This window comes from Vitreimonas flagellata (genome assembly GCF_004634425.1).
GTDB classification, from domain to species: Bacteria; Pseudomonadota; Alphaproteobacteria; order Caulobacterales; family Aquidulcibacteraceae; genus Vitreimonas; species Vitreimonas flagellata.
The window spans coordinates 75133-96492 of the sequence record NZ_SBJL01000003.1 but is presented as its reverse complement, the minus strand read 5'-3'; the positions used below and the strand labels follow the sequence as shown (position 1 = coordinate 96492).

Below are 21360 nucleotides of genomic sequence, written 5' to 3'. Positions count from 1 at the left end.
GACTTATTCCGCAGCTACGCGCGCCGTTTGGGCGCGGTCTTGAAGATGAGCGTGGATCGCATCGGCGGCCTCGCGGCCTTCCTTGATCGCCCACACGACGAGCGAGGCGCCGCGCACGATGTCGCCGGCGGCGTACACGCCCGGCAAATTCGTCGCGTAGGTCAGCGGATTGGCGCTGATCGTGCCCCAACGTGTCGTCTTGAGATCGAGCGCGTCCCAGGCTTCCGGCAAATCTTCCGCATCGAAGCCGAGGGCCGCGATGATGAGATCGCCGGCCACATCGAACTCGCTGCCCGGCACTTCTTCCGGCGATTGGCGACCGCTCGTGTCAGGTGCGCCAAGACGCATACGGACAGCCGCAACACCTGGCTTTTTGCCGGCGCGCACCGCTTTCGGCGCTGCCAGCCATTCGAACACAACGCCCTCTTCCTCGGCGTTTTTCACTTCGCGTTGCGAGCCCGGCATGTTGGCGCGGTCGCGACGATAGAGGCAGGTCACGCTCTTGGCGCCTTGGCGCACAGCCGTACGCACGCAATCCATCGCCGTGTCGCCGCCGCCGATGACGACGACGCGCTTGCCGGCGGCATTGAGCGCGCCGCTGGTGAAATCCGCCACGTCATCGCCGAGGCCGACGCGGTTGGAGGTGATGAGATAATCGAGCGCCTTCACCACGCTCTGGTCGTTCGGCGCGTTGAGCGGCTTGGCCTTGTAAACGCCCGTCGCGATCAGCACGGACTCATGCTGCGCGCGCAGATCTTCAAACGAGATCGTCTCGCCGACATTGCAATTGAGCACGAACTTCACGCCGCCTTCGATCAGACGCTGCGTGCGGCGCTCGACGATGTCCTTCTCCAGCTTGAAGCCGGGAATGCCATAGATCAGCAAACCGCCGACGCGGTCGTGGCGATCATAGATCGTCACTTGATAGCCGCGCAGGCGCAGGCGTTCGGCCGCGGCGAGGCCAGCGGGGCCTGCGCCAATAATGCCGACGCTCTCCTCACGCTCGCGGCGCGGTTTGATCACAGCGATCCAGCCCTTCTCCCAAGCGGTGTCGGTCAGATATTTTTCCACAGCGCCGATGGTGACGGAGCCATGCGTCGATTGCTCGATCACGCAGCCCGCTTCGCAGAGGCGATCCTGCGGGCAAATCCGGCCGCAGATCTCCGGCATGGAATTGGTCGAGGCCGAAAGCTGGTAGGCTTCCTCCAGACGGCCCTCGGCTGTCATCCTCAGCCAGTCCGGAATGTTGTTCTGCAGTGGGCAATGCGTCTGGCAGAACGGAACACCGCATTGGGCGCAGCGCGACGCCTGCTCATTCGCCTTCTCGGCAATAAACTCCCGATAAATCTCGTGAAAATCGCCCGCGCGGTCAGCCGCCGTGCGCTTCTCGGGCCATTTTTGACCCACAGACACGAATTTTTGCATGCGTTCGGCCACGAACGCCCTCCAAAGGCGCGAGTTTCGGGATAATTTTCCTTTAGACAGAGTTTGGGGCTCTGTTCAAGAAATAAGCTGCCTCGCATGAGGGTTTTGGCCTGATTTTCGCACTTTCGCCGCGGTGCGACGCGCTTCATGGTCGCCTCGGCTCATTTTGGGGGCGCCTGCTTGGATATTCTGAACCTACTCCGCGCCGCTTTCCTCGGCGTGCTGCAGGGCCTGACCGAATTCCTGCCCGTCTCCTCCACGGCCCACCTCCTGATCGGGGCGGAGCTGATCGGGTACGACGATCCGGGCGGCGTTTTCACGGTCATGATCCAGCTGGGCTCGATCCTGGCGGTGATGTGGCTTTACCGGCAGCGCATTGTCGACGTGATCACAGGCCTGCCGACCAAGCCCGAAGCGCGGCGCTTTGCGCTGATGCTTTTCCTCTCATTCCTGCCCGCCGTCGGCATCGGCTTCTTCGCCGCCGATTACGTGAAGACGGTGCTTTATGAGAGCTTCGTCGTCATCGGCTGGGCGCTGGTGATTGGCGGCGCGGCCATGCTGCTGCTGGAGCGCTTTGCGCCGAAGCCAGTCGTCACGGACGCGGCCGAGACGCCGATCTGGCGCGCGGTCGCCGTAGGCTTCATGCAATGTATCGCCATGATCCCCGGCGTCTCGCGCTCGGGCGCGACGATTTATGGCGGCTTGCTGTTGGGCCTCGATCGCCGCGCGGCCGCGGAATTTTCGTTCTTCCTCGCCATGCCGACAATGTTGGCGGCGTTCTTCTACGACTTCATCAAGGTGAAGGATCAGATCGCACCGGAACGCATCGCGGAGATCAGCGTCGGCTTCGTGTTCGCTTTCCTTGCGGCGGCGATCGTAGTGAAGCCCTTCCTCGACTTCGTGACGCGAATTGGCTTCGGGCCCTTTGCTTGGTATCGCATTGGCATCGGCGTGCTTCTGCTCGGCGGCGTTTACATGGGCCAGCTGGGCTAAGCCGCTTCAAAGGCGAAGCTCATGGCGCAATCCAAGCTCTGGACCATCGGCTACGAAAATGTCGGCGTGCCTGACTTCGTGGCGGCGCTGAAGGAAGCCAAGATCAAAACGCTGGTGGATGTGCGCGAGGTCGCAAACTCACGTCGCGCTGGCTATTCGAAGAAATCTCTTGCTGCGAGCCTGGACGAAGCCGGCATCGCTTACGTGCACATGAAGCCGCTCGGCACGCCCAAGGCCGGCCGCGAAGCGGCGCGCAAAGGCGACAGCAAAACCATGCGCCGCATTTTCGAAGCGAAGCTTGCGGAGCCGGAAAGCCAGCTCGCTTTGGCGGAAACGGCCGATTTCGCCAAGAAAGGCCGCGTCTGCATCATGTGCTTGGAGCACGATTGGCGCGCCTGCCACCGCGCCATCGTCGCCGAACATCTCAGCGCATTCGGCCTTAAGCCGGCGCACCTTTCGCCCGGACCGCCGCGATAATCGAAACCACGAGCAGCGTCGTCCAATAGAGCGCGACCGCGCCTGTGAAGGCACGCGGCTCGACCAAGCCCGCATAGGCCGCGACGACGATTGGCAACGTGAGCAAGCCGACGACGCCGAGAACCCAGCGCTTGCGTTCGGCCGTGAAGCACAGCGCGGACACCAGAATTCCATTCAAGCCAATGCCGGCGTATTTGAGCCAATGCATCGGCGCGATGAGCGGCAGATGCGTCGCGGCGTTTTGATAATCGGCAGTGAGTTGGAGCTGCTGATACGTCTCGACAAAGTCGCCGCCCGCGCCAATCAGCGCGGCGAACACGGCGAGCCATTTCAGTATGGCATTGCCGCCCAGCATGAAAACGGCCGCGATCAAGAAGAGCGCGTATAAGGGGATGAAGGCGTAGAGATCGAGCGTGTTGAGCTGATCCATCGCGGCTATGATCGCAGGATCGGCTGGATCGCCGAACACCTGCGCAAGATCGGCCAATGTCGTGCTGCGCTGGAACGCGCTCACATACGTCGCCGCCTCGCCGGGCGCATACACCGCGGCGACATCAGGCAGAAAATTGAACGCAACAAAGACGCCGAGCGTCGCCAATCCGAAAATCGAAGCGGCGATGGCCCAGGCGCGCGATGTCATGCGGGATTCTGCTTTGTCTGAAATTGGCCGTAAGGGCGGAAACGCCAGAGATAGGCTGGCACAATCGCCTCGACCGTTTCAAGCGAGGTGACGCCCAATTCTTGGATCGTGCCCGCCAGTGGGTCGGCGCCGACGATGTTGTCCTTGCGGAGCATGTTCACCTGATCGCCCGTCAGCGGCGGCGCCGCGAACGGGATCAGCTTGAACGCCCAACTAATCAGCAAGCCCAGCGGATACGCGAACACGAACGGCAGCGGAATCAGCGCACGCGGACGCGCGATTTCGGCGGTGATGAATTCGAGCAATTGCTTGAACGTGTACGTGCGCGGACCGCCGAGTTCGTAGATGCGGCCTTGGGCTTGGCTTTTGTCGAGCGCCGCGCACACAGCATCAGCGACATCGCCGACAAACACCGGCTGGAATTTCGTGTTGCCGCCACCAATCAGCGGCAGCGCCAGTGACGTCTGCGCCATGCGCGCGAAGCGATTGAAGAAGCCGTCTTCCGGGCCGAACACGATCGACGGGCGCAGGATCGTCGCCGTGGATACAGCGTCGAGCACAGCACGCTCGCCTTGGTATTTCGATTGGGCGTATTTAGCGCCCGTCTCGGCGGCGCCGATCGCGGAGATATGGACCACGCGCTTGATGCCGCGCTTGGCGGCAGCTTCCGCAACAGCGCGGGCGCCTTCGACATGCAACGCTTCAAAGTTCTGCGTGCCGCTTTCGTGCAGCACCGCAACCAAGTTCACGACAGCGTCGGCGCCTTCGAGTGCGGCGTCGATCGATTCAGGAAAGCGCAAATTGGCTTGCACGAGTTGGATCTGACCGACATCGCCCATCACGCGGAGTTCGGCGCCCAGATGCGGGCGGCGCATGGCGATGCGGACGCGCTTGCCGCGCTTGGCCAGCGCGCGCACGACCTGCTTTCCGATGAAGCCAGAGCCGCCGAACACAACGACCAGTTCCGCCATGAAGCACTCCATCAGGTCCGGTTCAGGCCGGCCAGGCACAATCGGCGCCGGCAACCGGATAAGGGTCGAATTGTGTCGCGGTATGAAGTGTTGCGCGACTTTTGGCAACCAACTGGAACCCGTGTGGGCGCGTCAGCTTGGCTCATGTTCCTGCGGAACGAAGCTGGCGCAACCGCTTTGACTAGCCGAGGGGCGGAAACGCCTGAGGAGCATATGATGAAGAGGTTTTTGGCCATGGCGGTTGCTGCGAGCGCGCTTGCGTTTGCGGCGCCCGCATCCGCCCAGAGCTGGCAGAATATCAACGCCCGCCAGGAGCGCCTGGATGAGCGCATCGACGCTGGCGTGCGTAACGGTTCGCTGACGCGCCGCGAGGCATCGCAATTGCGGGCGGAATTCCAGGAGATCGTTCGCATCGAACGTGCGTACCGTATGTCGAACGGCCTATCCGCACGCGAACGCGATGATCTCGATCGCCGCTTCGATGCGCTGAGCGCGCGTATTCGCTGGGACCGCCACGACAACCAGGATCGCGGCAACGGCGGCTGGCAAAACATCAACCAGCGCCAACGCGCACTTGATGCGCGCATCGACGCTGGCCTGCGCGACGGTTCGCTCTCGCGCACCGAGGCGTATCGCCTGCGCGCCGAATTCCAAGATATCGCGATGCGTGAGCGCGACTATCGTCGGAACGGTTTGTCGCAGGCGGAGCGCCGAGACCTTGATCGCCGCTTCGACCGCCTTAGTTATAGGGTAGAAGCGGAACGCCGCGACCGAGATAACCGCTACGGCTAATCCCCTCCCCCGCTGCCGTAGCGCGTGAAGAAGCCGTCGATGCCCACAAGCATCGGCGGCTTCGCCATTTCTGCGCCAGGTTTTGTGCTAGAGCGGATCGTCATGACTCGGTCGCAAACGACACGATTGCGCGAAGCAGAAGCCGCGCCCATCGATGACACGAAAGTCATCGACGCGCGCTTCAAAGTGATCGGCCGCAAGCGCCGTTTTGCACGCATGCTTTGGCGCGGACTCGTAACGATCTTCTGGGCGGCGTTGATCGGATTTATGATTCCGCCCGCCTGGATCGCGTTCGATTATCTGCGCGATTTTTTCCGCTGAGGCTTAAGCGCTCAGGCGCGCCATTTCCTCGTCGCTGATGTCTTCGTTAGAATAGACGTCCTGCACGTCGTCCAAATCGTCGAGCTGCGTGAGCAGCTTCATCAGCGTCTCCGCCGCTTCACCCTCGATCGGGATGGCGATGTCGGTGCGCCAGACGAACTTTGCTGAAACAGCGTCGCCGAACTTCTTGGCCAAATCCTGCGCCACGCCGCCAAGCGCATTCATCTCGCACGTAATGACGTGGTGTTCGCCTTCAACAACGCAATCATCGGCGCCGGCTTCGATCGCGGCTTCCAGCATCGCGTCTTCGCTGGCGACGGGCAGCGCGTAACGCACTTCGCCAACTTTGCGCCACGAGTTCGAGACCGAATTGCTTTCGCCAAGATTTCCGCCGTGCTTGGAGAAGGCGGAGCGCACTTCGCCCGCGGTGCGGTTTTTGTTGTCGGTGAGGCATTCGACGATCACGCCAATGCCGCCGGGCCCAAAGCCCTCATAGCGGATTTCGTCCAATTGCTCTGTGCCGGCGCCCGAGCCCTTGTCGATAGCGCGCTGGATATTGTCCTTCGGCATGTTGACCGCGCGGCCCGACGCCATCGCCCGGAACAGGCGCGGATTGGCGTTTGGATCGGCGCCGCCGAGCTTCACTGCGGCTTGGATTTCGCGCGCGATCTTGGTGAACATCGACGCGCGCTTCTTATCCTGCGCGCCTTTACGGTGCTGGATGTTCGCGAATTTGGAATGGCCTGCCATGGGGCGAGGCTTCTAGCGGGGGGCCTTCGAAAAAGCCAGTCAGGCCCCGCTCAAACCGCGCAGACCTGTTCCACGCACGCAGCGGATCGCCTCTTTGGGCGTAATGACCCAATCCAGGTGCGCATCATGGGAACCGGTGGGTACGAGGCCCATCTCCTGCTCGGCATAGGCGATACCCACAGCCACCGCCCCGTGGGCGCGGTAGAGCGAGATGATCCGGTCGTAATGGCCGCCGCCCTGGCCCAAGCGATTGCCAGCGCGATCGAAGGCGATCAGCGGGACCAGGATAAGGCGCGGGGTTACTTCCTGGCTGCCCTTCGGCGGCGACGGCACGCCGAACGCATCCGCCGTCAGCGCCTCGGAGCCGCGCCACGCCAGAAAGCGGGCCGGCCCCTGGCGGCTCTCCATACGTGGCAAGGCCACGACATTGCCGACCTTGGCGAGCGCCGCGAGCAAGGGGCGACCATCGATCTCGCTGCCCACAGGCCAATAGCCGGCGACCGGCGACACGCGCGCCAGCTCCAGCGGGAAATTGTCGATAAGCTTCAGCGGCGCGTCACGCGCGTCCACCGCATTGCGCTCGGCCCGCATCAACATGCGCGCATCAGCCTTTTCGGCTTCGAGGTCGGGGCGCGGCGCGGACGTCAAACTACCCCCTTCGCCTCGCTAGGCTCGCCACTTCCCGCGCACGCGGGGGAAGAAGTCGGGCGGACCACATGCGCCGTAAGGCATTGCTCATCCTCTCGAACCCTAGACAACTAGGTGGGCGCCAGGTGCTGCAGACCAGGGTCCGCGACAGAGCCAGCTCCCGAGAGAGATGATACGGTCCCAGGGATGATGCGCCTCTCGCACGCCGCAGTAACCGCCCTGCGCTGAATCTAGGCGCACGCGCTGCTTCGCTCAAGTGACGCCGTTCAGGCCGCCTTCGGATAGGGCCCATACTTATTGGCTCCACGCTCCGAGGCAATGAGCGTGCAAATGAACAAAATGAACCCGCCCAGAGGCACAAATTGCAGCAGCACGAGCCAGCCGGACCAGCCGATGTCGTGCAGGCGGCGCGCCAGGACGGAATAGCTGGCGGGTGTGAAAACGAGCAGCGCCAAAACGATCAGCGGCGTCATGACCATCGAAAAGGATTGGTTGAAGGCCTCGCCAGCGCGAGCTTGGCCGACAGCGCTAATGCCGACGAGCAGCAAAACGCCGCCGATCATCATCAGGAACGAGAAGAGGATGAAGCTCCAATATTCCATGCGCCGCGCACGGCCCGCGCCATTGAACGACATGCGCATGCATTTGGCGAAATAGCCCCAAATATCGAGCTTCTCGGGCGGCGGACCGTCCACGCCTTTGACCACAATCTGCGACGCCCATTCCGCATCGCGCGGCGTGAACTCAACGAACGCGCCAGATATGGGCGATTGCCCCTCGCCCAAATCCGCAAGACGGAAGCGATAATGCGCGCCGTCGGCGCTGCGGATCAGGCCGACATCGGCGCCGGATTCGAAATAGAGAATTTCACCACGCATGCGCTCCCCCCGGAACTTGCGTGATTAATCATGCGCGGCGGAAACCGCGCTTGCAACCTAAAGCTTTGCGTCAGGCGGCGCCGTGCGCCACGAGCACGCCGACGCGGCCACGCTCATCGTTGACGGCCACATTTTGCGCATCCAACCGCGCCTCGACGACCATGTCCGTCAGCCGTTCGATCTCTTCGCGCGCCAAAGCCAAAGCGGCGCTGGTGGCTTGGGCTTGGTCGAGCAGCGAGAGCGCCGTGAGCACCAAACGGCGCATCGCATCCTCATCGCCAGAGAAGCGGGACAAGCGCGCATCGAGCTCTTTGGCCAAATCTTCGAGCCGGCGCTGATCGCAGTCGGCGCACTCGATGGTGAATTGTTGGTTCGCTACGTTCAGGACAGCCTGCATCAGACGTCCTCCTCCCTCACCGCTGCACCGAGCGCACGGACCGGATCGGCCAGCGCCTCAGCTACAACATCAGCGTCAGCACCTGGTTCCAGCGCGTCGAGCCGTGCCTCGATCGTGGTCAAGGCTTGGTTCAGCGCGCTCGCCTGGGCGGCATGCGCCTCGTTTGGGGAATCTCTTCCCATTGCGACGAAATGTTACGGGATTGAGCGATTCGTTGAAAGCCTGCTCTGCGGTTCCGGGCATGGACGCGAGGACGGTACGGGTCTAATCCCACGCCCACAATCACAATTCAAAATCAGGAGCGGATGCCCATGGGCGTGAAGGTTGCGATCAACGGGTTTGGACGTATCGGCCGCAACGTGTTGCGCGCCATCTATGAATCCGGCCGCACCGATATCGAAGTGGTCGCGATCAACGATCTCGGCCCCGTCGAAACCAACGCGCACCTGCTCCGCTATGACAGCGTGCACGGCCGTTTTCCGGGCGAAGTGAAGTCCGGCGAAGATTGGATCGATCTCGGCAAGGGCAAGATCAAGGTCACCGCGATCAAGAACCCGGCCGAACTCCCGCACAAAGCCGAAGGCGTCGACATCGCGCTTGAGTGCACCGGCATCTTCACCGCGCGCGATAAGGCCGCACTTCACCTCGACGGCGGCGCCAAGCGCGTGATTGTTTCAGCGCCGGCGGATGGCGCCGACTACACGGTCGTCTATGGCGTGAACCACCAAGGCCTGACGAAAGATCACGTCGTGATCTCGAACGCCTCGTGCACGACGAATTGCTTGGCGCCAGTCGTTAGCGTTCTGCACGACGCGATCGGCATCGATCACGGCATGATGACGACGATCCATAGCTACACCGGCGACCAGCCGACCTTGGACACGCTGCACAAGGATCTCTACCGCGCCCGCGCCGCGGCTTTGAACATGATCCCGACCTCGACGGGCGCCGCGAAGGCGATCGGCCTCGTGATCCCGGACCTGAAGGGCAAGCTCGACGGCATCTCGATCCGCGTGCCGACGCCGAACGTCTCGGTGGTCGATTTCAAATTCGTGGCCAAGAAGGCGACGACGAAGGACGAGATCAACGCCGCGATCAAGGCCGCTGCAGACGGCCCGCTCAAGGGCATTCTCGGCTACACCAACCATCCGAACGTCTCGATGGATTTCAACCACGATCCGCATTCGTCGATCTTCCACAACGATCAGACCAAAGTGATGGAAGGCAAGTTCTGCTCGATCCTCACCTGGTACGATAACGAATGGGGCTTCTCGAACCGCATGGCGGACACCGCCGTCGCGATGAGCAAGCTGATCTGATGACCGCCCTCCAAGACCAGGGCGAAGGAGAAATCGTCCCTGGTCTTGGCTTCGCCGTCGTTCGCGTGCTTACCGAACGCTGCGCAACATCAACGATCGCCGCTCTGCGTTCGGGTGAGACCGTCTCCATCCAAGGCGCGAGCTTTGGAAGAAACATCGGCGCCGATTGGGAACACATCTATTTTGATGTGGGCGGCCAATCCTTCTTTCTGAGCACGTGCGAGTTCGCCTCCATGACGGATCCGCTCGACGGCGCAATTTTGTATATGAGCGAGGCGCAGTGAAACTCCGCCTCCCTCACCTCACCCCCGTCGCCAAAGCGCAGCTTTGGGGCTTGCTTGTCGGCACGGCGCTGGCGGTGCTGGCGTGTGAGCGATGGGACCTTGGCTATCGCATCATGTTGATCGTCGGCGCGCTGGCCTGGGTCTTAAGCGAGCGCTTTTTGGCGCAGCGCCTCACCGGCTCGGGCTGGCGCACGATCGCGGCGGGCGTGGCCAGCGGCATCGCGTTTCCGTGGATTGGCGTGGCGGCCGCCGTACTGCTGAACGCGTTGCGCCCGTAGAGCGAAACGCGCGCCGATTGGTTGAACGCACAAGCGTTGCTTTGCGCCAACGACCAAAGTGCAAACATGGCCGCACGCCGTTTGCCAGATGTCTATGTCGCCGCCGGCGATCTTGCGTTCGCGATCGCAGCATTCGCGTGCGGGCTATTCAGCGCGCCGCTTGAAATCGCGATCGTCGCTGCGTTCGGCATGATCGCGTTCTGGCTCACCTCACGCCGCCCCATTCTCGACCGGCTCAAGGGCCGCGCGTTTTTTCGGATCAGCGCACTCGCAATCGCGGTCTTGCTTACCATATTGAGCGGCGCGTATTGGCTCGGTTCAGGAATAGCCGACGCGCTTTAGAGGAAACATCCGAATATGAGCAAAGTTTCGATGTACGCGGCCAGCGCGCCGACGTTTACGCGCATGCTGAAAAATCTCGCCGCGATGCTGAACAAAGCCGAAGCGCACGCGAAGGCGAGGAATTTCGACGTCACGACGCTACTGAACGATCGCCTCGCGCCGGATATGTTCACGCTCATGCGCCAAGTGCAGATCGCCACCGATCACGCCAAGGGCGCGATGGCGCGTCTCGCCAATCAAGTGCCGGAAGCGATCGAAGACAAGGAAGTCACGCTCGCCGACCTGCAAGCGCGCATCGCCAAAGTGATTGGCATCGTCGAGAGCTTTAAGCCCGAACAACTCGAAGGCGCCGAGAACCGCGAGGTGTCGATCAAGATCCCAGGTTCGGAACTCAAGTTCGACGGCCAGACCTATTTGCACTCGTGGGCGCTGCCGAACTTCTATTTCCACGTCACGATGGCCTACGCGATCCTGCGCCATAACGGCGTCGACCTCGGCAAAAAAGACTTCTTGATGAGCTGAATCGGATGATGCGCAAGCCCAACATCCGCTCGGCGCTTACCGATGTCGTGTTCGTGGCGCTCGCGTTTATCGCGGGCGTCGCGAACGCGCCTTGGCAATACGCGGTCGGGATCGCGCTTGCCTCCATGGTCGCCTGGGCCTGGACACGCCGGGCGGCGCTGGCCTTCATGCCTTTTGTGCGCCTCGCGACAAATACCGCGCTGGCGCTGGCCATGATTGGCGCGGTAGTTAGCGTCTTCTATTGGATCGGCCGCGCGACTGGAGGGCATTTATGAGCTTTCGCCGCATTGAAGACGCACCCGCCAACAAAACAGCGCTGGTCCGCGTGGACTTCAACGTGCCGATGGCCGATGGCGTAGTGAGCGACGATACGCGCCTGCGCGCGGCGTTGCCGACGATCCAGGCTCTCACTGCGAAAGGCTGCAAGGTCGCCCTGCTCGCGCACTTCGATCGCCCGAAGGGCAAGCGCGTACCGGAAATGTCGCTGAAGCCAGTGGCGGCGCCACTCGCGGCATTGCTCGGCGCGCCGGTCGTGTTCGCAGACGATTGCGTTGGCGCCGATGCGAAAGTCGCGATCGATGCGCTGCCGGCGGGCGGCGTGATCCTGCTTGAGAACACGCGCTATCACGCCGGCGAAGAGAAGAACGACCCGGAGCTGGCCAAGCAGATCGCGGCGCTCGGCGATTTCTACGTGAACGACGCCTTCTCCGCCGCACACCGTGCGCATGCGAGTACGGAAGGCTTGGCGCACGTGCTGCCCGCCTATGCCGGCAAACAAATGGAGCGCGAGCTTGATGCGCTTGAGGCTGCGCTCGGCACGCCGAAGCGCCCGGTGCTCGGCATTGTCGGCGGCGCGAAGGTTTCGACCAAGCTCGATCTCTTGCAGAACCTGATCAACAAGCTCGACAAGCTCGCCATTGGCGGCGGCATGGCCAACACCTTCCTCTACGCACAAGGCGTCGAGATCGGCGGCTCGCTCGCCGAGAAGGACATGGCCGACACCGCGCGCGCCATCATGGAAGCGGCCAAAGGCAAGTGCGAAATCCTGCTGCCGGTCGATGTGGTCGTGGCGAAAGAAGTAAAGCCGCATACCGAGGCGCGCATGACCGGCCTCGATGACATCGGCGCCGACGAAAAAATTCTCGACGCTGGCGAAAAGACCGTGCGCAAGCTGCGTGAAGCGATGAAGCATTCGCACACTTTGATCTGGAATGGCCCGCTCGGCGTGTTCGAGGCGCCGCCGTTCGACCAGGCCACAGTGATCGCAGCCCAAGAAGCTGCGGAACTCGCCAAGGCCGGCAAGCTGATCGCCGTCGCCGGCGGCGGCGATACGGTCGCGGCGCTTCACCATGCAGGCGTGGCCGACGACATGACGTTCGTCTCCACAGCCGGCGGCGCCTTCCTAGAATGGATGGAAGGCAAGCCTCTGCCGGGCGTCGAGGCGCTGAAGCGCTAGCCGCCCCTGCGGCAACCCAGCACAGGCAAAATTGCCCCCATTTCCACACCCGGCTTGGCGTTTTGCGCGGAGCCGGGCTAAACCCGCGCCATCCATTCAAACGCGGGGCCTGACCCCGCCAAAACGGGGCGCGGACACGTGAATCTCGACGCATTGAACAAAGTCGCCGAAGCCATGGTCGCGCCGAGCCGCGGCATCCTGGCGGCCGACGAATCCACCGGCACGATGAAAAAGCGCATGGACGCGATCGGTGTCGACAACACCGAGGACAATCGACGCGATTATCGCGAGCTGATGTTCCGCTCCAAGGAAGCGATGGAATTCATCTCGGGCGTCATCCTCTATGACGAAACCATCTGGCAAAACGCCAAGGACGGCACGCCGCTCGTAAAGCTGATCGAGCAAGCCGGCTCCATTCCGGGCATCAAGGTCGATGAAGGCACGCGCCAACTCGCGGGCGCGAAGCAAGGCGAGCTCATCACCAAGGGCCTCGACGGCCTCGATAAGCGCCTGCCGAAATATTACGAGCAAGGCGCACGCTTCGCCAAGTGGCGCGCGGTGATCGACCCGACCAACATCTCGTACGCGGGCCTGCTCGCCAATGCGCACGCGCTCGCGCGTTATGCGAACCTCTGCCAAGAATTTAACATCGTGCCGATCGTCGAGCCGGAAGTGCTCATGGACGCCGACAACGACATCGACGCGACATATGCGGTGACGGAATGGGTGCTGAAGGAAGTCTTCCAACAGCTCTATTATCTGAACGTGCCGCTCGAAGGCATCGTGCTGAAGCCGAACATGATCGTGCCGGGCAAGAAGGCCGCCAAGCAAGCGAGCGTTGATGAGGTCGCGGAAAAGACGATCCGCGTGCTGAAGGCGTGCGTGCCGAGCGCGGTGCCGGGCATCGCTTATCTCTCCGGTGGCCAATCGGACGAACTCGCAACCGCGCATCTCTCGCGCATGAATGAGATCGGCGGCTTCCCGTGGAAGATGACATTCTCCTACGGCCGCGCGCTGCAAGCCGCGCCGCAAAAGGCCTGGGGCGGCAAGAGCGAGAACGTCGGCGCAGCGCAAGCCGCCTTCCACCACCGCGCCCGCATGAACGGCCTCGCCAGCCTAGGCAAGTGGAACGCGAGCCTCGAAAAGCAGGCGGCGTAAACCGAAAATTGTCCGTGCCACTTAGCCGGCGATTAGCGCTGACACGGTAGGATTCTCGCGAGTTTCTCGCGGGGTCCACCGTGACTATGGTTTCCTTCCTGTTCAGCTTTCGCGGTCGCATCAACCGCAAACACTATTGGCTGGGCAATACCGGCGTCACGTTCGGCATTTTCATGCTGGCGTTCATCGCCTCGCTGATCCTTGCACCGTTTGGCGCCAAGGGCGCGCCCGGCGGATTGCTCATGCTCGTGCTCGGCCTGATCATGTGCGCCGGCGGCTGGGCGGGTCTCGCGCTGCAAGTGAAGCGCTTCCACGATCGCGGACGTAGCGGCTGGTTTGCGCTCGTGCCGTTTCTGCCCGCGCTTATGATCGCCACCGCCGTTATGGGCGGCGTCGCGACTGACGCGCCGGCGGAAGCTGTCGTGCCGAACATTTTGCCATGGATCGGGATCGGCATGCTGATCAATCTCTGGCTCTTCGTCGATCTCGGCTGCTTGGCCGGCACGGACGGTCCCAACAAATTCGACGACAATTCGCCCCCGCCCGCCGCGCGCGACAACAAGAGCGGCGGGGGCGCAAGTGTCGCGGCGATGCTGGGCGGCGCGCAAAGCGCTATGGACCGCGCCATCGAAGCGCAAAGCAAGCCGGTCGCAGCGGCGCCCGCGCCACGCCCGGCGCCGAGCATGCGCCCCGCGCTGGCCACCGGCCCGATGCCCGCGCCCAGCGGCGCCTTCGGCAAGCGCGCAGCGCGCTGATTGCGTTCGCGCGACCGCGCGCTAGGACAACGCCATGAGCCATCGCTGCCGCCTTTATCTGATCACGCCGCCCAAATTTGAATTGGACGCGTTTGCAGCAGCGCTGGGCGACGCCCTCGCCGGTGGCGACGTCGCCTGCGTGCAGCTACGTTTGAAAGATGCGGCGGACGACGAGGTGCTGCGCATCGGCCGCGCGTTGCTGCCGATCGTGCAAGCGGCGGATGCAGCGTTCATCCTGAACGATCGCCCCGACCTGGCGGCGAAGCTCAACGCCGACGGCGTGCATGTCGGCCAAGACGATGCAAGCTACACCGAAGCACGCGCCTTGCTCGGCAAGGATCGCATCGTCGGCGTGACCTGCCACGACTCGCGCCACCTCGCGATGGAAGCGGCGGAAGCTGGTGCGGACTACATCGCATTCGGCGCGTTCTATCCCACCGGCACCAAAGAGCCGAAGCATTGGGCCGAACCCGAAATCCTAGAAATCTGGGCCGAGACGGCCGAAACGCCCTGCGTCGCCATCGGCGGCATCACGGTCGAAAACGCTGAGCCGCTCGTGCGCGCGGGTGCGGATTTTCTGGCGGTGTCGGCAGGCGTTTGGGCGCATCCCGAGGGACCGCGGGCGGCGGTCGCCGCGTTCAACGCTGTGTTTGAGCGCGCGGCAGGCTAAGCTCCGCGCAACGTTTGCGCCGGAGCCGCCATGACCAACGCGTTCGATGACCTGCTGTCCCAATTGCGCCAACGCGCCAAGACGCGACCAGCGCCAGATGCGGCTATCGCGCCGCGCACATTTGCCGACAAAGCCGCCGACAAAATCGCCGAAATCGTCGGCTCCTGGCGCTTCATCATCATTCAGAGCGGGCTGCTCTTCGCCTGGATCGTGTTCAACGCTGTCAGCGGTGCGCGCGTCGATCCCTACCCCTTCATCCTGCTCAACCTGTTGCTCTCATTCCAGGCCGCCTACACCGCGCCCATCATCATGATGAGCCAGAACCGCCAAGCCGACATCGATCGCCAACGCGCGATCGAGGATTACGACATCAATTGCAAAGCCGAACTCGAAATCGAGACGCTGCATCAGAAGATCGATCTGCTGCGCGAGCAAGAGATCGCGTCACTCACGGCAGCCGTGGATCGGCTGACCAAGATGCTGGAAGCGAAGAATTAAACGTCCTGACTCCAACTCGACGCGCGCACGCGCGCCAAGTGTCGCTCGAACAGAGCTTGTTCCAGCGCATCACCATTGCCTTCGAGGAAGGCGTGCTTTTGCCAGTAGCCGCGACCTGGGCGGCCCGTGTCTTTGCTGACGACGAGCACGTCGAGCGGCGGTTCGCGACGGCGACGATTTTGTTCGGAGATGGCGTCCAGAGCGCCCCAGAGCGAGTGCTGATCGAATTCACCGATGCGAACATCTTCGGCTTCAGCGGCTTCGCGCAGCGCGTTCTCGGCTTCCTTGTAGGTGAACGGCCGCGCGCCTGAGCGCGCGCGCTCAACGAGCAGCGCGCGCAGCACGGCAACCATTTCTTCTTTCTGGCCACCCGCTCGCAGCCGCGCGTTGCGCGCCAGGTTTCGTTTGCCGAGCAAGCTCTCCAGCTTGCCGAGCACCTTTTGAATTTCAGGATGATCCGGCGCGCCTTCCCAGTGCGTGAGATCGGCGGCTTGCACGGCGCCGAAGGGCGGCACCAACGCGCATGGCGCGAGCATCACCGGCACGAGGATGTTGCGCTCCAGGCCGATTTTCGCTTCGCGTGTCACCCAATGCGAAGACACGGCGGCAAACGTCCAGCACACGATCATGGCTTGAGCGGCGGCGATCTGCTCCTCGATGCGCTGCTCCCATTCGGCGCCCACCTCGATGCCGGCGTCGAACCAAACTGGCACGTCGAGGTCCAAGAGCAGCGCATAGAGCGTCTCGACGCGGGCTTTGTCCTCGCGCTTGTAGGAGATGAAGACGTCGCTCAAAAGTTAAGGCTCCGGCGTAAGGGCTTGGAATCGCCCCGCTTCCCCCGCGCCCACGCTAAGCTGCGCCGGAACGCCCCGCCAGTAACCGTACGGGGCTAGGAAATCGCTCCGAACCCGCCTACCTGAAGGGCTCAGATTTCTGGTCCGCTGGAGCTTCTATGAACTTTATCCCCACCCGCCTCGACGACGAAAAGGCGAGCCCCGAGGCCCGCAACGCGCCGGACGTGATCGAGAAAGCGCTGTTCAGCGCCCGCGTGGTCATGCTCACCGGCGAAGTGAACGATCTGCAGGCGCGCCGTGTCACCGAGCGCCTGTTTGCGCTGGCGGCCGAGAACGCCGAGCCGATCACGTTCGTGATCTCCTCGCCCGGCGGTCACGTGGAAAGCGGCGACATGATCCATGACGTGATCAAATTCATCAACGCACCGGTGCGCATGCTGGGCACGGGCTGGGTCGCCTCCGCCGGCGCGCTCATCTACGCCGCCGCCGAGCGCGAGAACCGCTATTGCCTGCCGAACACGCGCTTCCTGCTGCACGAACCGCGCGGCGGCGTCGGCGGCATGGCCTCGGACGTTGAAATTCAGGCGCGCGAAATCCTGCGCATGCGCGAGCGTCTGAACAAGATTTTCGCCGACGCCACCGGCCAACCGCTCGATAAGATCAAGCGCGACGTCGACCGCGATTATTGGATGCAGGCCGAAGAAGCGAAAGCCTACGGCCTCGTCGGCAAGATCGTCCGGAGCCAAGCCGAAATTCGGTAAGGCGCTCAAATACGGTTTGTGATCGCTTAACGCCGGCCTTCGGGCCGGCGTTTTCGTTGCAGCGTCCGTAACCCGGCTTTAAGCGCCGTTACCGTATGCTCCATTCTTGTCCGCAAAGACCCGATGAACCCGATGAAACGGGCGGGCTTTTGGGTGGTGGAGACTTGTCCTAATGCGCATCAAAGGTGCGGCGGCGTCAGCGTTCGCCTTAATTTTGGCTGCCTGCGGCGGCGGTTCGGCTGAGCACGGCGAAACTGCCGAGCATGGCGGCGAGCACGCTGAAGCTGGCCACGGCGAAGGCCACGGCCCGTCGCTTGGCCCGGCTGAAGCGCATGGCGCTGAGCACGCCCCTGCCGCCCCGCATGGCGCGGCGCCTGGCGGCGAGGCGACCCATTGGGATTACATGCATCAAGCCGCGTGGGCGCAAGTCGCCGGCACGTGCGGCCAAGGCCAAGAGCAATCCCCGGTCAATCTTTCGAGCGCGGCCCCGATGGTCGAGATGCCCGACCTTGCGACGCACTACCTCGCGGCAAACGGCAATTTCGTGAACAACGGCCACACGCTGCAATTCAATCCGGCGCAGAGCGCAGCGACCTTGATGATTGGTCAGCAAGCCTACGGCTTCGCCCAATTCCATTTCCATTCACCGGCCGAGCACACGCTTGATCGCCGCGCTTATCCAGCCGAATTGCATTTCGTGCATCGCAACAGCCAAGGCCAACTCGCCGTCGTCGGCGTGTTCATCGAGGAAGGCTTGGAGAACCAAGCTTTGGGCGCGTTGCTCGCGTCGATCCCAAACGGCCAAGGTGAAGAACTCGCCACGCACATCAGTGCTGATCTCGCTGCGTTGCTGCCGCCGGATCGTGCGTACTTTGCCTATGCCGGCTCGTTGACGACGCCGCCGTGCAGCGAAGGCGTGCGCTGGAACGTGCTGCGTACGCCGATCCAAGCCTCCGCCGCGCAGATCGCTGCGCTGCGCGAAGCTCTGGGTTCGAGCTCGCGCCACGTGCAGCCGTTGAACCAACGCACCGTGGTGTTGGGCTCCTAAGCGACTTTCTTCGGGCGCTTCACCGGCTCACCCTTCACGCCGAAGAGCGCCTGCAGCGCTGTGTTGAGTGCGGCAGTGTAGCTATCTACGCTGAGGTGTTCGGCCGTCAGAAGCCGCCATTCGCCGCCTAGCTCGTAGGCGGCGATCACATGCTGCTTGGCGTCGATATTCGGCATGTTTGGCACGAGGCGCTGGAAGAGCGTGCGCGTCGCTTCGCGATCGAGTTCAGGGCTTGCCAGGAAGATCACCTGCAACCGCCCGCCCGCCTGCGCAATGAGATCCAGCTCCCATTTCACGCCCGCGCCGTGATTGGGGCACATGATCACGACTTTCGATGCGCCCGCAAGACCGCGCACAACGCCTTGCCATTCGTCACCTTCGCCCTGCACAAACACCCGCGCCGCACCCAAAGGCGGCGTCGGATCACGCGGATCGCCGATGGCGATGACAGGGCCGTAAGGCGAGCCGTGCTCAAGCAAAATTTCATCGAGTGTGCGCGGTCGTCCCACACCTGCGGGCCAACGTGCGAATGGGTCGCCGCTGATAGCTTTCAGCCGATCGTCGTCCTGATTGAACGAGCGCAGGAACACGATCGGCGCGCGCGCATCCCATTCGCGGACGTTTTGATAAAGCCGCGTCGCGCGGGTGTCGGCCAAGCGCGACAGCAGGGCGCCAGCGCCAAGCAGATTCAGCACCAGCAAGATCGCCGAGCCGATGATTACATTGGCGGGATCGAAATCAGCGGTGCGCTCGGTCGGTGAACTCAAGAACACCGGCAACAAGAGGAGCAAGGCGATGCCGACGTTTAGCACCGCGACTCCGAAATAGAGTAAGCTCACGACTATTCGCTTCTTGCCGACATGAGCAATGAAGCTTGGCAAGCCGAGATGTCGACGAAAGGCCGTCAAGAAGCGCCATGGCGGCGGGCGCCATCCGCGCGCAGCCTTGTAGTCTACAGCGCGCGTTGTCGTTTGCCACCATGCGTGACGCAGCAATTCATAGCTGATCAACGTGCCGAACAGGCCGAACGCCGCCATCGCAATTGGATTGATCTCGGGGTCGTCGGTAACCTCGAAGCCAAAGAAACTCGCAACAAAGGCGACGAACGCCATGCCAAGAAACACGCACAGGAAAAGCGACACGACCAGCAAGAACAAGCCAACAACTCGGCGGTGCAGTCCATCAATGATCGCCGTGATGGCGCCGATGACGAACGCCATTGGGACGAAGAAGAGAAAGAACGCGAGCACCGCGCCGAGCGGCAAGCCCACGATCTGCGCCCACTCTCCAGAGCCCACCGCTTGGACCATCGCGCCAGCGACAAGCCCCACCAATCCAAACACCATCAGCACTACAAACGACGCATTTAGCGCGCGGACGAAGCGATGCCGGATGTAGCCGCGCGCTGCGGCGTCGATGGACCGGGTTTGGGTCATGCCTACCCCCTTAGGGCTAGGAACTTGGCGGAACTTCGCGCGACAGACTATGCCCGCCGTCTAGTCTGACAAAAAAGCAAGGAAATCCAGACCTTCTGCACTGCAGTTCGCCTCCTGCGCGTCGCATTTTCGCCCTGTGGGAAAGTAGAAACGCGCCTCGTGTCCGCGCACGCTGCGGTGTGGATGCGACCACTTTTGTTTAGCCATGACGCCCGGCGCGCATCGCGCCCGCGAAGTAGAGAGACCAAAATGGCCGCTCGCTGGATCGGACTTTCGCGTCCCAACAAAGAAAAATTTGCGAAGCGCGGTGAACGCACTTCGATCAAACATTGCATGCACGCTGCGAGTCTTGCGAGCGTGCTGGTTGTCGCCGCGGCGATGAATTTCGCGCTCTATCCGGATGCGCTGGCCGCTGTGGTCAGTGGCGAACGTCAGATCGTCGGCTTCGTTCCAGATGAACCTTCGTCGAGCGCAGTGTCATCGATGACGCCTCTCGTGGTCGCTGAAGAGGAAGTGCGTTTGCTTGCCGCCACCGCGTGGGGCGAAGCGCGCAGCGAAGGTGAGCACGGCATGCGCGCGGTGGCGCACGTGATGGTGAACCGTATCGGCGAGCGCTTCGGCGAAGACCTCGCCACGGTGATCCTTTCGCCGAAGCAATTCTCCGTCTGGAATCGTGGCGATCCCAATCGCCGCACAGTGATGAATTTGGCGCGCGATCCCTCGAGCGTCGCGACCGATCCTGAGTGGATCCTCGCCGACCGCGTGGCGCGCGAAGTGCTAAGCGGCCAATCCGTCGATCCCACTGGCGGCGCGTTGTTCTATCATACGCGCGCGGTGCGCCCGCGCTGGGCACGCGTCGGCGTGGGCCGGCAAGTGATTGGCCAGCACATCTTCTATGCCGATGTGCCCGACCCAGGCGTTCGCGAAACACCTCGTCCGATCGATGTCGCGCAATATCTCGGCCAAGCGATCTCGGGTCGTGAGCCACGCGCGCAGCACGCGTCTGTGGATGCGTCAGCACGCGGCCCGCGCGCTGGACGCGTCAATGGTGTGATCCAATACGCGCCGACCGAAGCGGCAGGCCAAACGCTGCCGAGCCAAAGCGCTGCCTTTGACGTGAACGCCGCAGCGGCGCCGACGATGAATGGCGTCGCAGTCAGCGCCGCAGCGCCAACGAGCATCGCCGCGCCACAGACGGCGATCGCGACCGCGCCATGATCAGAGCGGCTCGTCCGCTTTCTCATCCTTCCAGTAGTCGAGACTCTCGCCTTCCGGGAGGATGAGGCGGCCAAGATTGTAGATCATGATCTTGCCGCTGTCGGGATAGACGCAAGTCTCGTTCGCGGCGCGATCGCCGACGATCATGAATTTGAAGGGCGCGCCGCTTTCGTTGACGATGCAATGGCCGGCGCGCTGGCCCGCCGGGAAGCAAACATAATCGCCCGCCTTGATCGTGTGGCGCTCATCGCCCAAGCGCAGCGTGGCTACGCCTTCGAGCGCGATAATGTGCTCCTCTTCCACCATGTGATAGTGGTGCGGGCAGCTCTGCTTGCCGGGCCCAATGACTTCGATGGCGATGCCGATCTTGCGGCCGCCCGCGCGCGTGTTGGAGAGCACTTGCGTGCGCCCGCCATAGCGCACGCCTTCGCTCCAGTCTTCGCCGGGAATGGACTCGATCGCGATCGGACCTTGCGGTTTGTCTTGTTGGCTCATGGGCCCGAGCAAACGCCCGCGCGCGGTGAAGCGC

The 21360-nt window shown here is 62.8% G+C and carries 28 protein-coding genes and 1 other RNA gene; 18 read left to right on the top strand and 11 right to left on the bottom strand.

The genetic code is table 11. The annotated features are described in order from the left end of the window. Positions 1 to 3 precede the first annotated feature (3 nt). Positions 4 to 1437 (bottom strand): NAD(P)-dependent oxidoreductase, encoded by a 1434-nt coding sequence (locus tag EPJ54_RS13275; protein ID WP_135212226.1) that lies wholly within the window; start codon positions 1435 to 1437, stop codon positions 4 to 6. Between the two features lie 168 nt (positions 1438 to 1605). Between EPJ54_RS13275 and EPJ54_RS13270 the strand changes: the two genes are divergently transcribed. Both EPJ54_RS13270 and EPJ54_RS13265 read left to right on the top strand, forming a co-directional pair. After that, on the top strand, positions 1606 to 2418 hold the full coding sequence (locus tag EPJ54_RS13270) for an undecaprenyl-diphosphate phosphatase (RefSeq protein ID WP_135212225.1): 813 nt from the start codon (positions 1606 to 1608) through the stop codon (positions 2416 to 2418). A gap of 21 nt (positions 2419 to 2439) precedes the next feature. Continuing rightward, positions 2440 to 2895: a DUF488 domain-containing protein gene (locus EPJ54_RS13265; protein ID WP_135212224.1), complete on the top strand. Its 456-nt coding sequence runs from the start codon at positions 2440 to 2442 to the stop codon at positions 2893 to 2895. Here EPJ54_RS13265 and EPJ54_RS13260 read toward each other — a convergent pair. Together EPJ54_RS13260 and EPJ54_RS13255 are read right to left on the bottom strand one after the other, a co-directional pair. Continuing rightward, positions 2858 to 3535, bottom strand: a complete 678-nt coding sequence (locus tag EPJ54_RS13260) for a hypothetical protein (RefSeq protein ID WP_135212223.1) — start codon at positions 3533 to 3535, stop codon at positions 2858 to 2860. The two genes, EPJ54_RS13265 and EPJ54_RS13260, sit on opposite strands and share 38 nt — an antisense overlap. Continuing rightward, positions 3532 to 4506: a complex I NDUFA9 subunit family protein gene (locus EPJ54_RS13255; RefSeq protein WP_135212222.1), complete on the bottom strand. Its 975-nt coding sequence runs from the start codon at positions 4504 to 4506 to the stop codon at positions 3532 to 3534. The genes EPJ54_RS13260 and EPJ54_RS13255 overlap by 4 nt, the downstream gene beginning before the upstream one ends. A 213-nt stretch (positions 4507 to 4719) precedes the next feature. On the opposite strand from EPJ54_RS13255, the gene EPJ54_RS20085 reads away from it, so the two are divergent. Both EPJ54_RS20085 and EPJ54_RS13245 read left to right on the top strand, forming a co-directional pair. Further along, positions 4720 to 5298: a hypothetical protein gene (locus tag EPJ54_RS20085; protein WP_239590925.1), complete on the top strand. Its 579-nt coding sequence runs from the start codon at positions 4720 to 4722 to the stop codon at positions 5296 to 5298. Positions 5299 to 5337: 39 nt separating this feature from the next. Next, positions 5338 to 5619 carry a hypothetical protein gene (locus EPJ54_RS13245; protein WP_135212221.1) on the top strand — a complete coding sequence of 94 codons (282 nt, stop codon included), beginning with the start codon at positions 5338 to 5340 and terminating at the stop codon, positions 5617 to 5619. A gap of 3 nt (positions 5620 to 5622) precedes the next feature. Here the strand turns inward: EPJ54_RS13245 and EPJ54_RS13240 are convergent, their stop codons facing one another. The 5 genes from EPJ54_RS13240 to EPJ54_RS13220 form a co-directional block, all read right to left on the bottom strand. Beyond that, positions 5623 to 6369: a YebC/PmpR family DNA-binding transcriptional regulator gene (locus EPJ54_RS13240; RefSeq protein ID WP_135212220.1), complete on the bottom strand. Its 747-nt coding sequence runs from the start codon at positions 6367 to 6369 to the stop codon at positions 5623 to 5625. A 39-nt stretch (positions 6370 to 6408) separates the two neighbouring features. Next, positions 6409 to 7017 carry a 5-formyltetrahydrofolate cyclo-ligase gene (locus tag EPJ54_RS13235; protein WP_135212219.1) on the bottom strand — a complete coding sequence of 203 codons (609 nt, stop codon included), beginning with the start codon at positions 7015 to 7017 and terminating at the stop codon, positions 6409 to 6411. Positions 7018 to 7074: 57 nt separating this feature from the next. Continuing rightward, positions 7075 to 7234: non-coding RNA, 6S RNA (ssrS, locus tag EPJ54_RS13230), on the bottom strand. Positions 7235 to 7283: 49 nt separating this feature from the next. Further along, on the bottom strand, positions 7284 to 7895 hold the full coding sequence (locus tag EPJ54_RS20080) for a DUF805 domain-containing protein (RefSeq protein WP_239590924.1): 612 nt from the start codon (positions 7893 to 7895) through the stop codon (positions 7284 to 7286). Positions 7896 to 7965: 70 nt separating this feature from the next. Beyond that, a complete protein-coding gene (locus EPJ54_RS13220; protein ID WP_135212218.1) occupies positions 7966 to 8292 on the bottom strand; it encodes a cell division protein ZapA in 327 nt (108 codons plus the stop codon). 311 nt (positions 8293 to 8603) lie between these two features. Here EPJ54_RS13220 and gap point away from each other — a divergent pair, with 311 nt between their 5' ends. The 11 genes from gap to EPJ54_RS13165 all read left to right on the top strand — a co-directional run bounded on the left by gap (position 8604) and on the right by EPJ54_RS13165 (position 15574). After that, positions 8604 to 9611, top strand: a complete 1008-nt coding sequence (gene gap, locus EPJ54_RS13215) for a type I glyceraldehyde-3-phosphate dehydrogenase (RefSeq protein WP_135212217.1) — start codon at positions 8604 to 8606, stop codon at positions 9609 to 9611. Beyond that, on the top strand, positions 9611 to 9895 hold the full coding sequence (locus EPJ54_RS13210; RefSeq protein ID WP_135212216.1) for a hypothetical protein: 285 nt from the start codon (positions 9611 to 9613) through the stop codon (positions 9893 to 9895). The genes gap and EPJ54_RS13210 overlap by 1 nt, the downstream gene beginning before the upstream one ends. Next, positions 9892 to 10173, top strand: coding sequence for a hypothetical protein (locus EPJ54_RS13205; protein WP_135212215.1), 282 nt, complete (start codon positions 9892 to 9894; stop codon positions 10171 to 10173). The genes EPJ54_RS13210 and EPJ54_RS13205 overlap by 4 nt, the downstream gene beginning before the upstream one ends. Positions 10174 to 10239: 66 nt before the next feature. Next, entirely contained in the window at positions 10240 to 10515 is a 276-nt protein-coding gene (locus tag EPJ54_RS13200) for a hypothetical protein (protein WP_135212214.1), read from the top strand. A 15-nt stretch (positions 10516 to 10530) separates the two neighbouring features. Then, positions 10531 to 11037 (top strand): DUF1993 domain-containing protein, encoded by a 507-nt coding sequence (locus EPJ54_RS13195; protein ID WP_239590923.1) that lies wholly within the window; start codon positions 10531 to 10533, stop codon positions 11035 to 11037. Positions 11038 to 11042: 5 nt separating this feature from the next. After that, a complete protein-coding gene (locus EPJ54_RS13190; RefSeq protein ID WP_135212213.1) occupies positions 11043 to 11312 on the top strand; it encodes a hypothetical protein in 270 nt (89 codons plus the stop codon). Next, positions 11309 to 12493, top strand: coding sequence for a phosphoglycerate kinase (locus EPJ54_RS13185; RefSeq protein WP_135212212.1), 1185 nt, complete (start codon positions 11309 to 11311; stop codon positions 12491 to 12493). The genes EPJ54_RS13190 and EPJ54_RS13185 overlap by 4 nt, the downstream gene beginning before the upstream one ends. A gap of 138 nt (positions 12494 to 12631) precedes the next feature. Beyond that, a complete protein-coding gene (locus EPJ54_RS13180) occupies positions 12632 to 13651 on the top strand; it encodes a class I fructose-bisphosphate aldolase (protein WP_135212211.1) in 1020 nt (339 codons plus the stop codon). Between the two features lie 86 nt (positions 13652 to 13737). Further along, the gene (locus EPJ54_RS13175; RefSeq protein WP_239590969.1) at positions 13738 to 14406 is read left to right on the top strand and encodes a DUF805 domain-containing protein; all 669 of its coding nucleotides are present in this window, start codon (positions 13738 to 13740) and stop codon (positions 14404 to 14406) included. Positions 14407 to 14440: 34 nt separating this feature from the next. After that, a complete protein-coding gene (thiE, locus tag EPJ54_RS13170; protein ID WP_135212209.1) occupies positions 14441 to 15076 on the top strand; it encodes a thiamine phosphate synthase in 636 nt (211 codons plus the stop codon). A gap of 30 nt (positions 15077 to 15106) precedes the next feature. Next, complete coding sequence (locus EPJ54_RS13165) at positions 15107 to 15574, top strand: DUF1003 domain-containing protein (protein ID WP_135212208.1); 468 nt, start codon at positions 15107 to 15109, stop codon at positions 15572 to 15574. Here the strand turns inward: EPJ54_RS13165 and EPJ54_RS13160 are convergent. After that, complete coding sequence (locus EPJ54_RS13160) at positions 15571 to 16368, bottom strand: toll/interleukin-1 receptor domain-containing protein (RefSeq protein WP_135212207.1); 798 nt, start codon at positions 16366 to 16368, stop codon at positions 15571 to 15573. The genes EPJ54_RS13165 and EPJ54_RS13160 overlap by 4 nt on opposite strands. A gap of 158 nt (positions 16369 to 16526) precedes the next feature. On the opposite strand from EPJ54_RS13160, the gene EPJ54_RS13155 reads away from it, so the two are divergent. Then, a complete protein-coding gene (locus EPJ54_RS13155; protein WP_135212206.1) occupies positions 16527 to 17129 on the top strand; it encodes an ATP-dependent Clp protease proteolytic subunit in 603 nt (200 codons plus the stop codon). 172 nt (positions 17130 to 17301) lie between these two features. Next, positions 17302 to 18177 (top strand): carbonic anhydrase, encoded by an 876-nt coding sequence (locus EPJ54_RS13150; RefSeq protein WP_135212205.1) that lies wholly within the window; start codon positions 17302 to 17304, stop codon positions 18175 to 18177. Here the strand turns inward: EPJ54_RS13150 and EPJ54_RS13145 are convergent. Continuing rightward, positions 18174 to 19613, bottom strand: a complete 1440-nt coding sequence (locus tag EPJ54_RS13145) for a hypothetical protein (protein WP_135212204.1) — start codon at positions 19611 to 19613, stop codon at positions 18174 to 18176. The two genes, EPJ54_RS13150 and EPJ54_RS13145, sit on opposite strands and share 4 nt — an antisense overlap. 249 nt (positions 19614 to 19862) lie before the next feature. Here EPJ54_RS13145 and EPJ54_RS13140 point away from each other — a divergent pair, with 249 nt between their 5' ends. Beyond that, positions 19863 to 20831, top strand: coding sequence for a cell wall hydrolase (locus EPJ54_RS13140; protein ID WP_167755722.1), 969 nt, complete (start codon positions 19863 to 19865; stop codon positions 20829 to 20831). Here EPJ54_RS13140 and EPJ54_RS13135 read toward each other — a convergent pair whose 3' ends face one another. Next, positions 20832 to 21326 carry a cupin domain-containing protein gene (locus EPJ54_RS13135; protein ID WP_135212202.1) on the bottom strand — a complete coding sequence of 165 codons (495 nt, stop codon included), beginning with the start codon at positions 21324 to 21326 and terminating at the stop codon, positions 20832 to 20834. Positions 21327 to 21360: the final 34 nt, after the last annotated feature.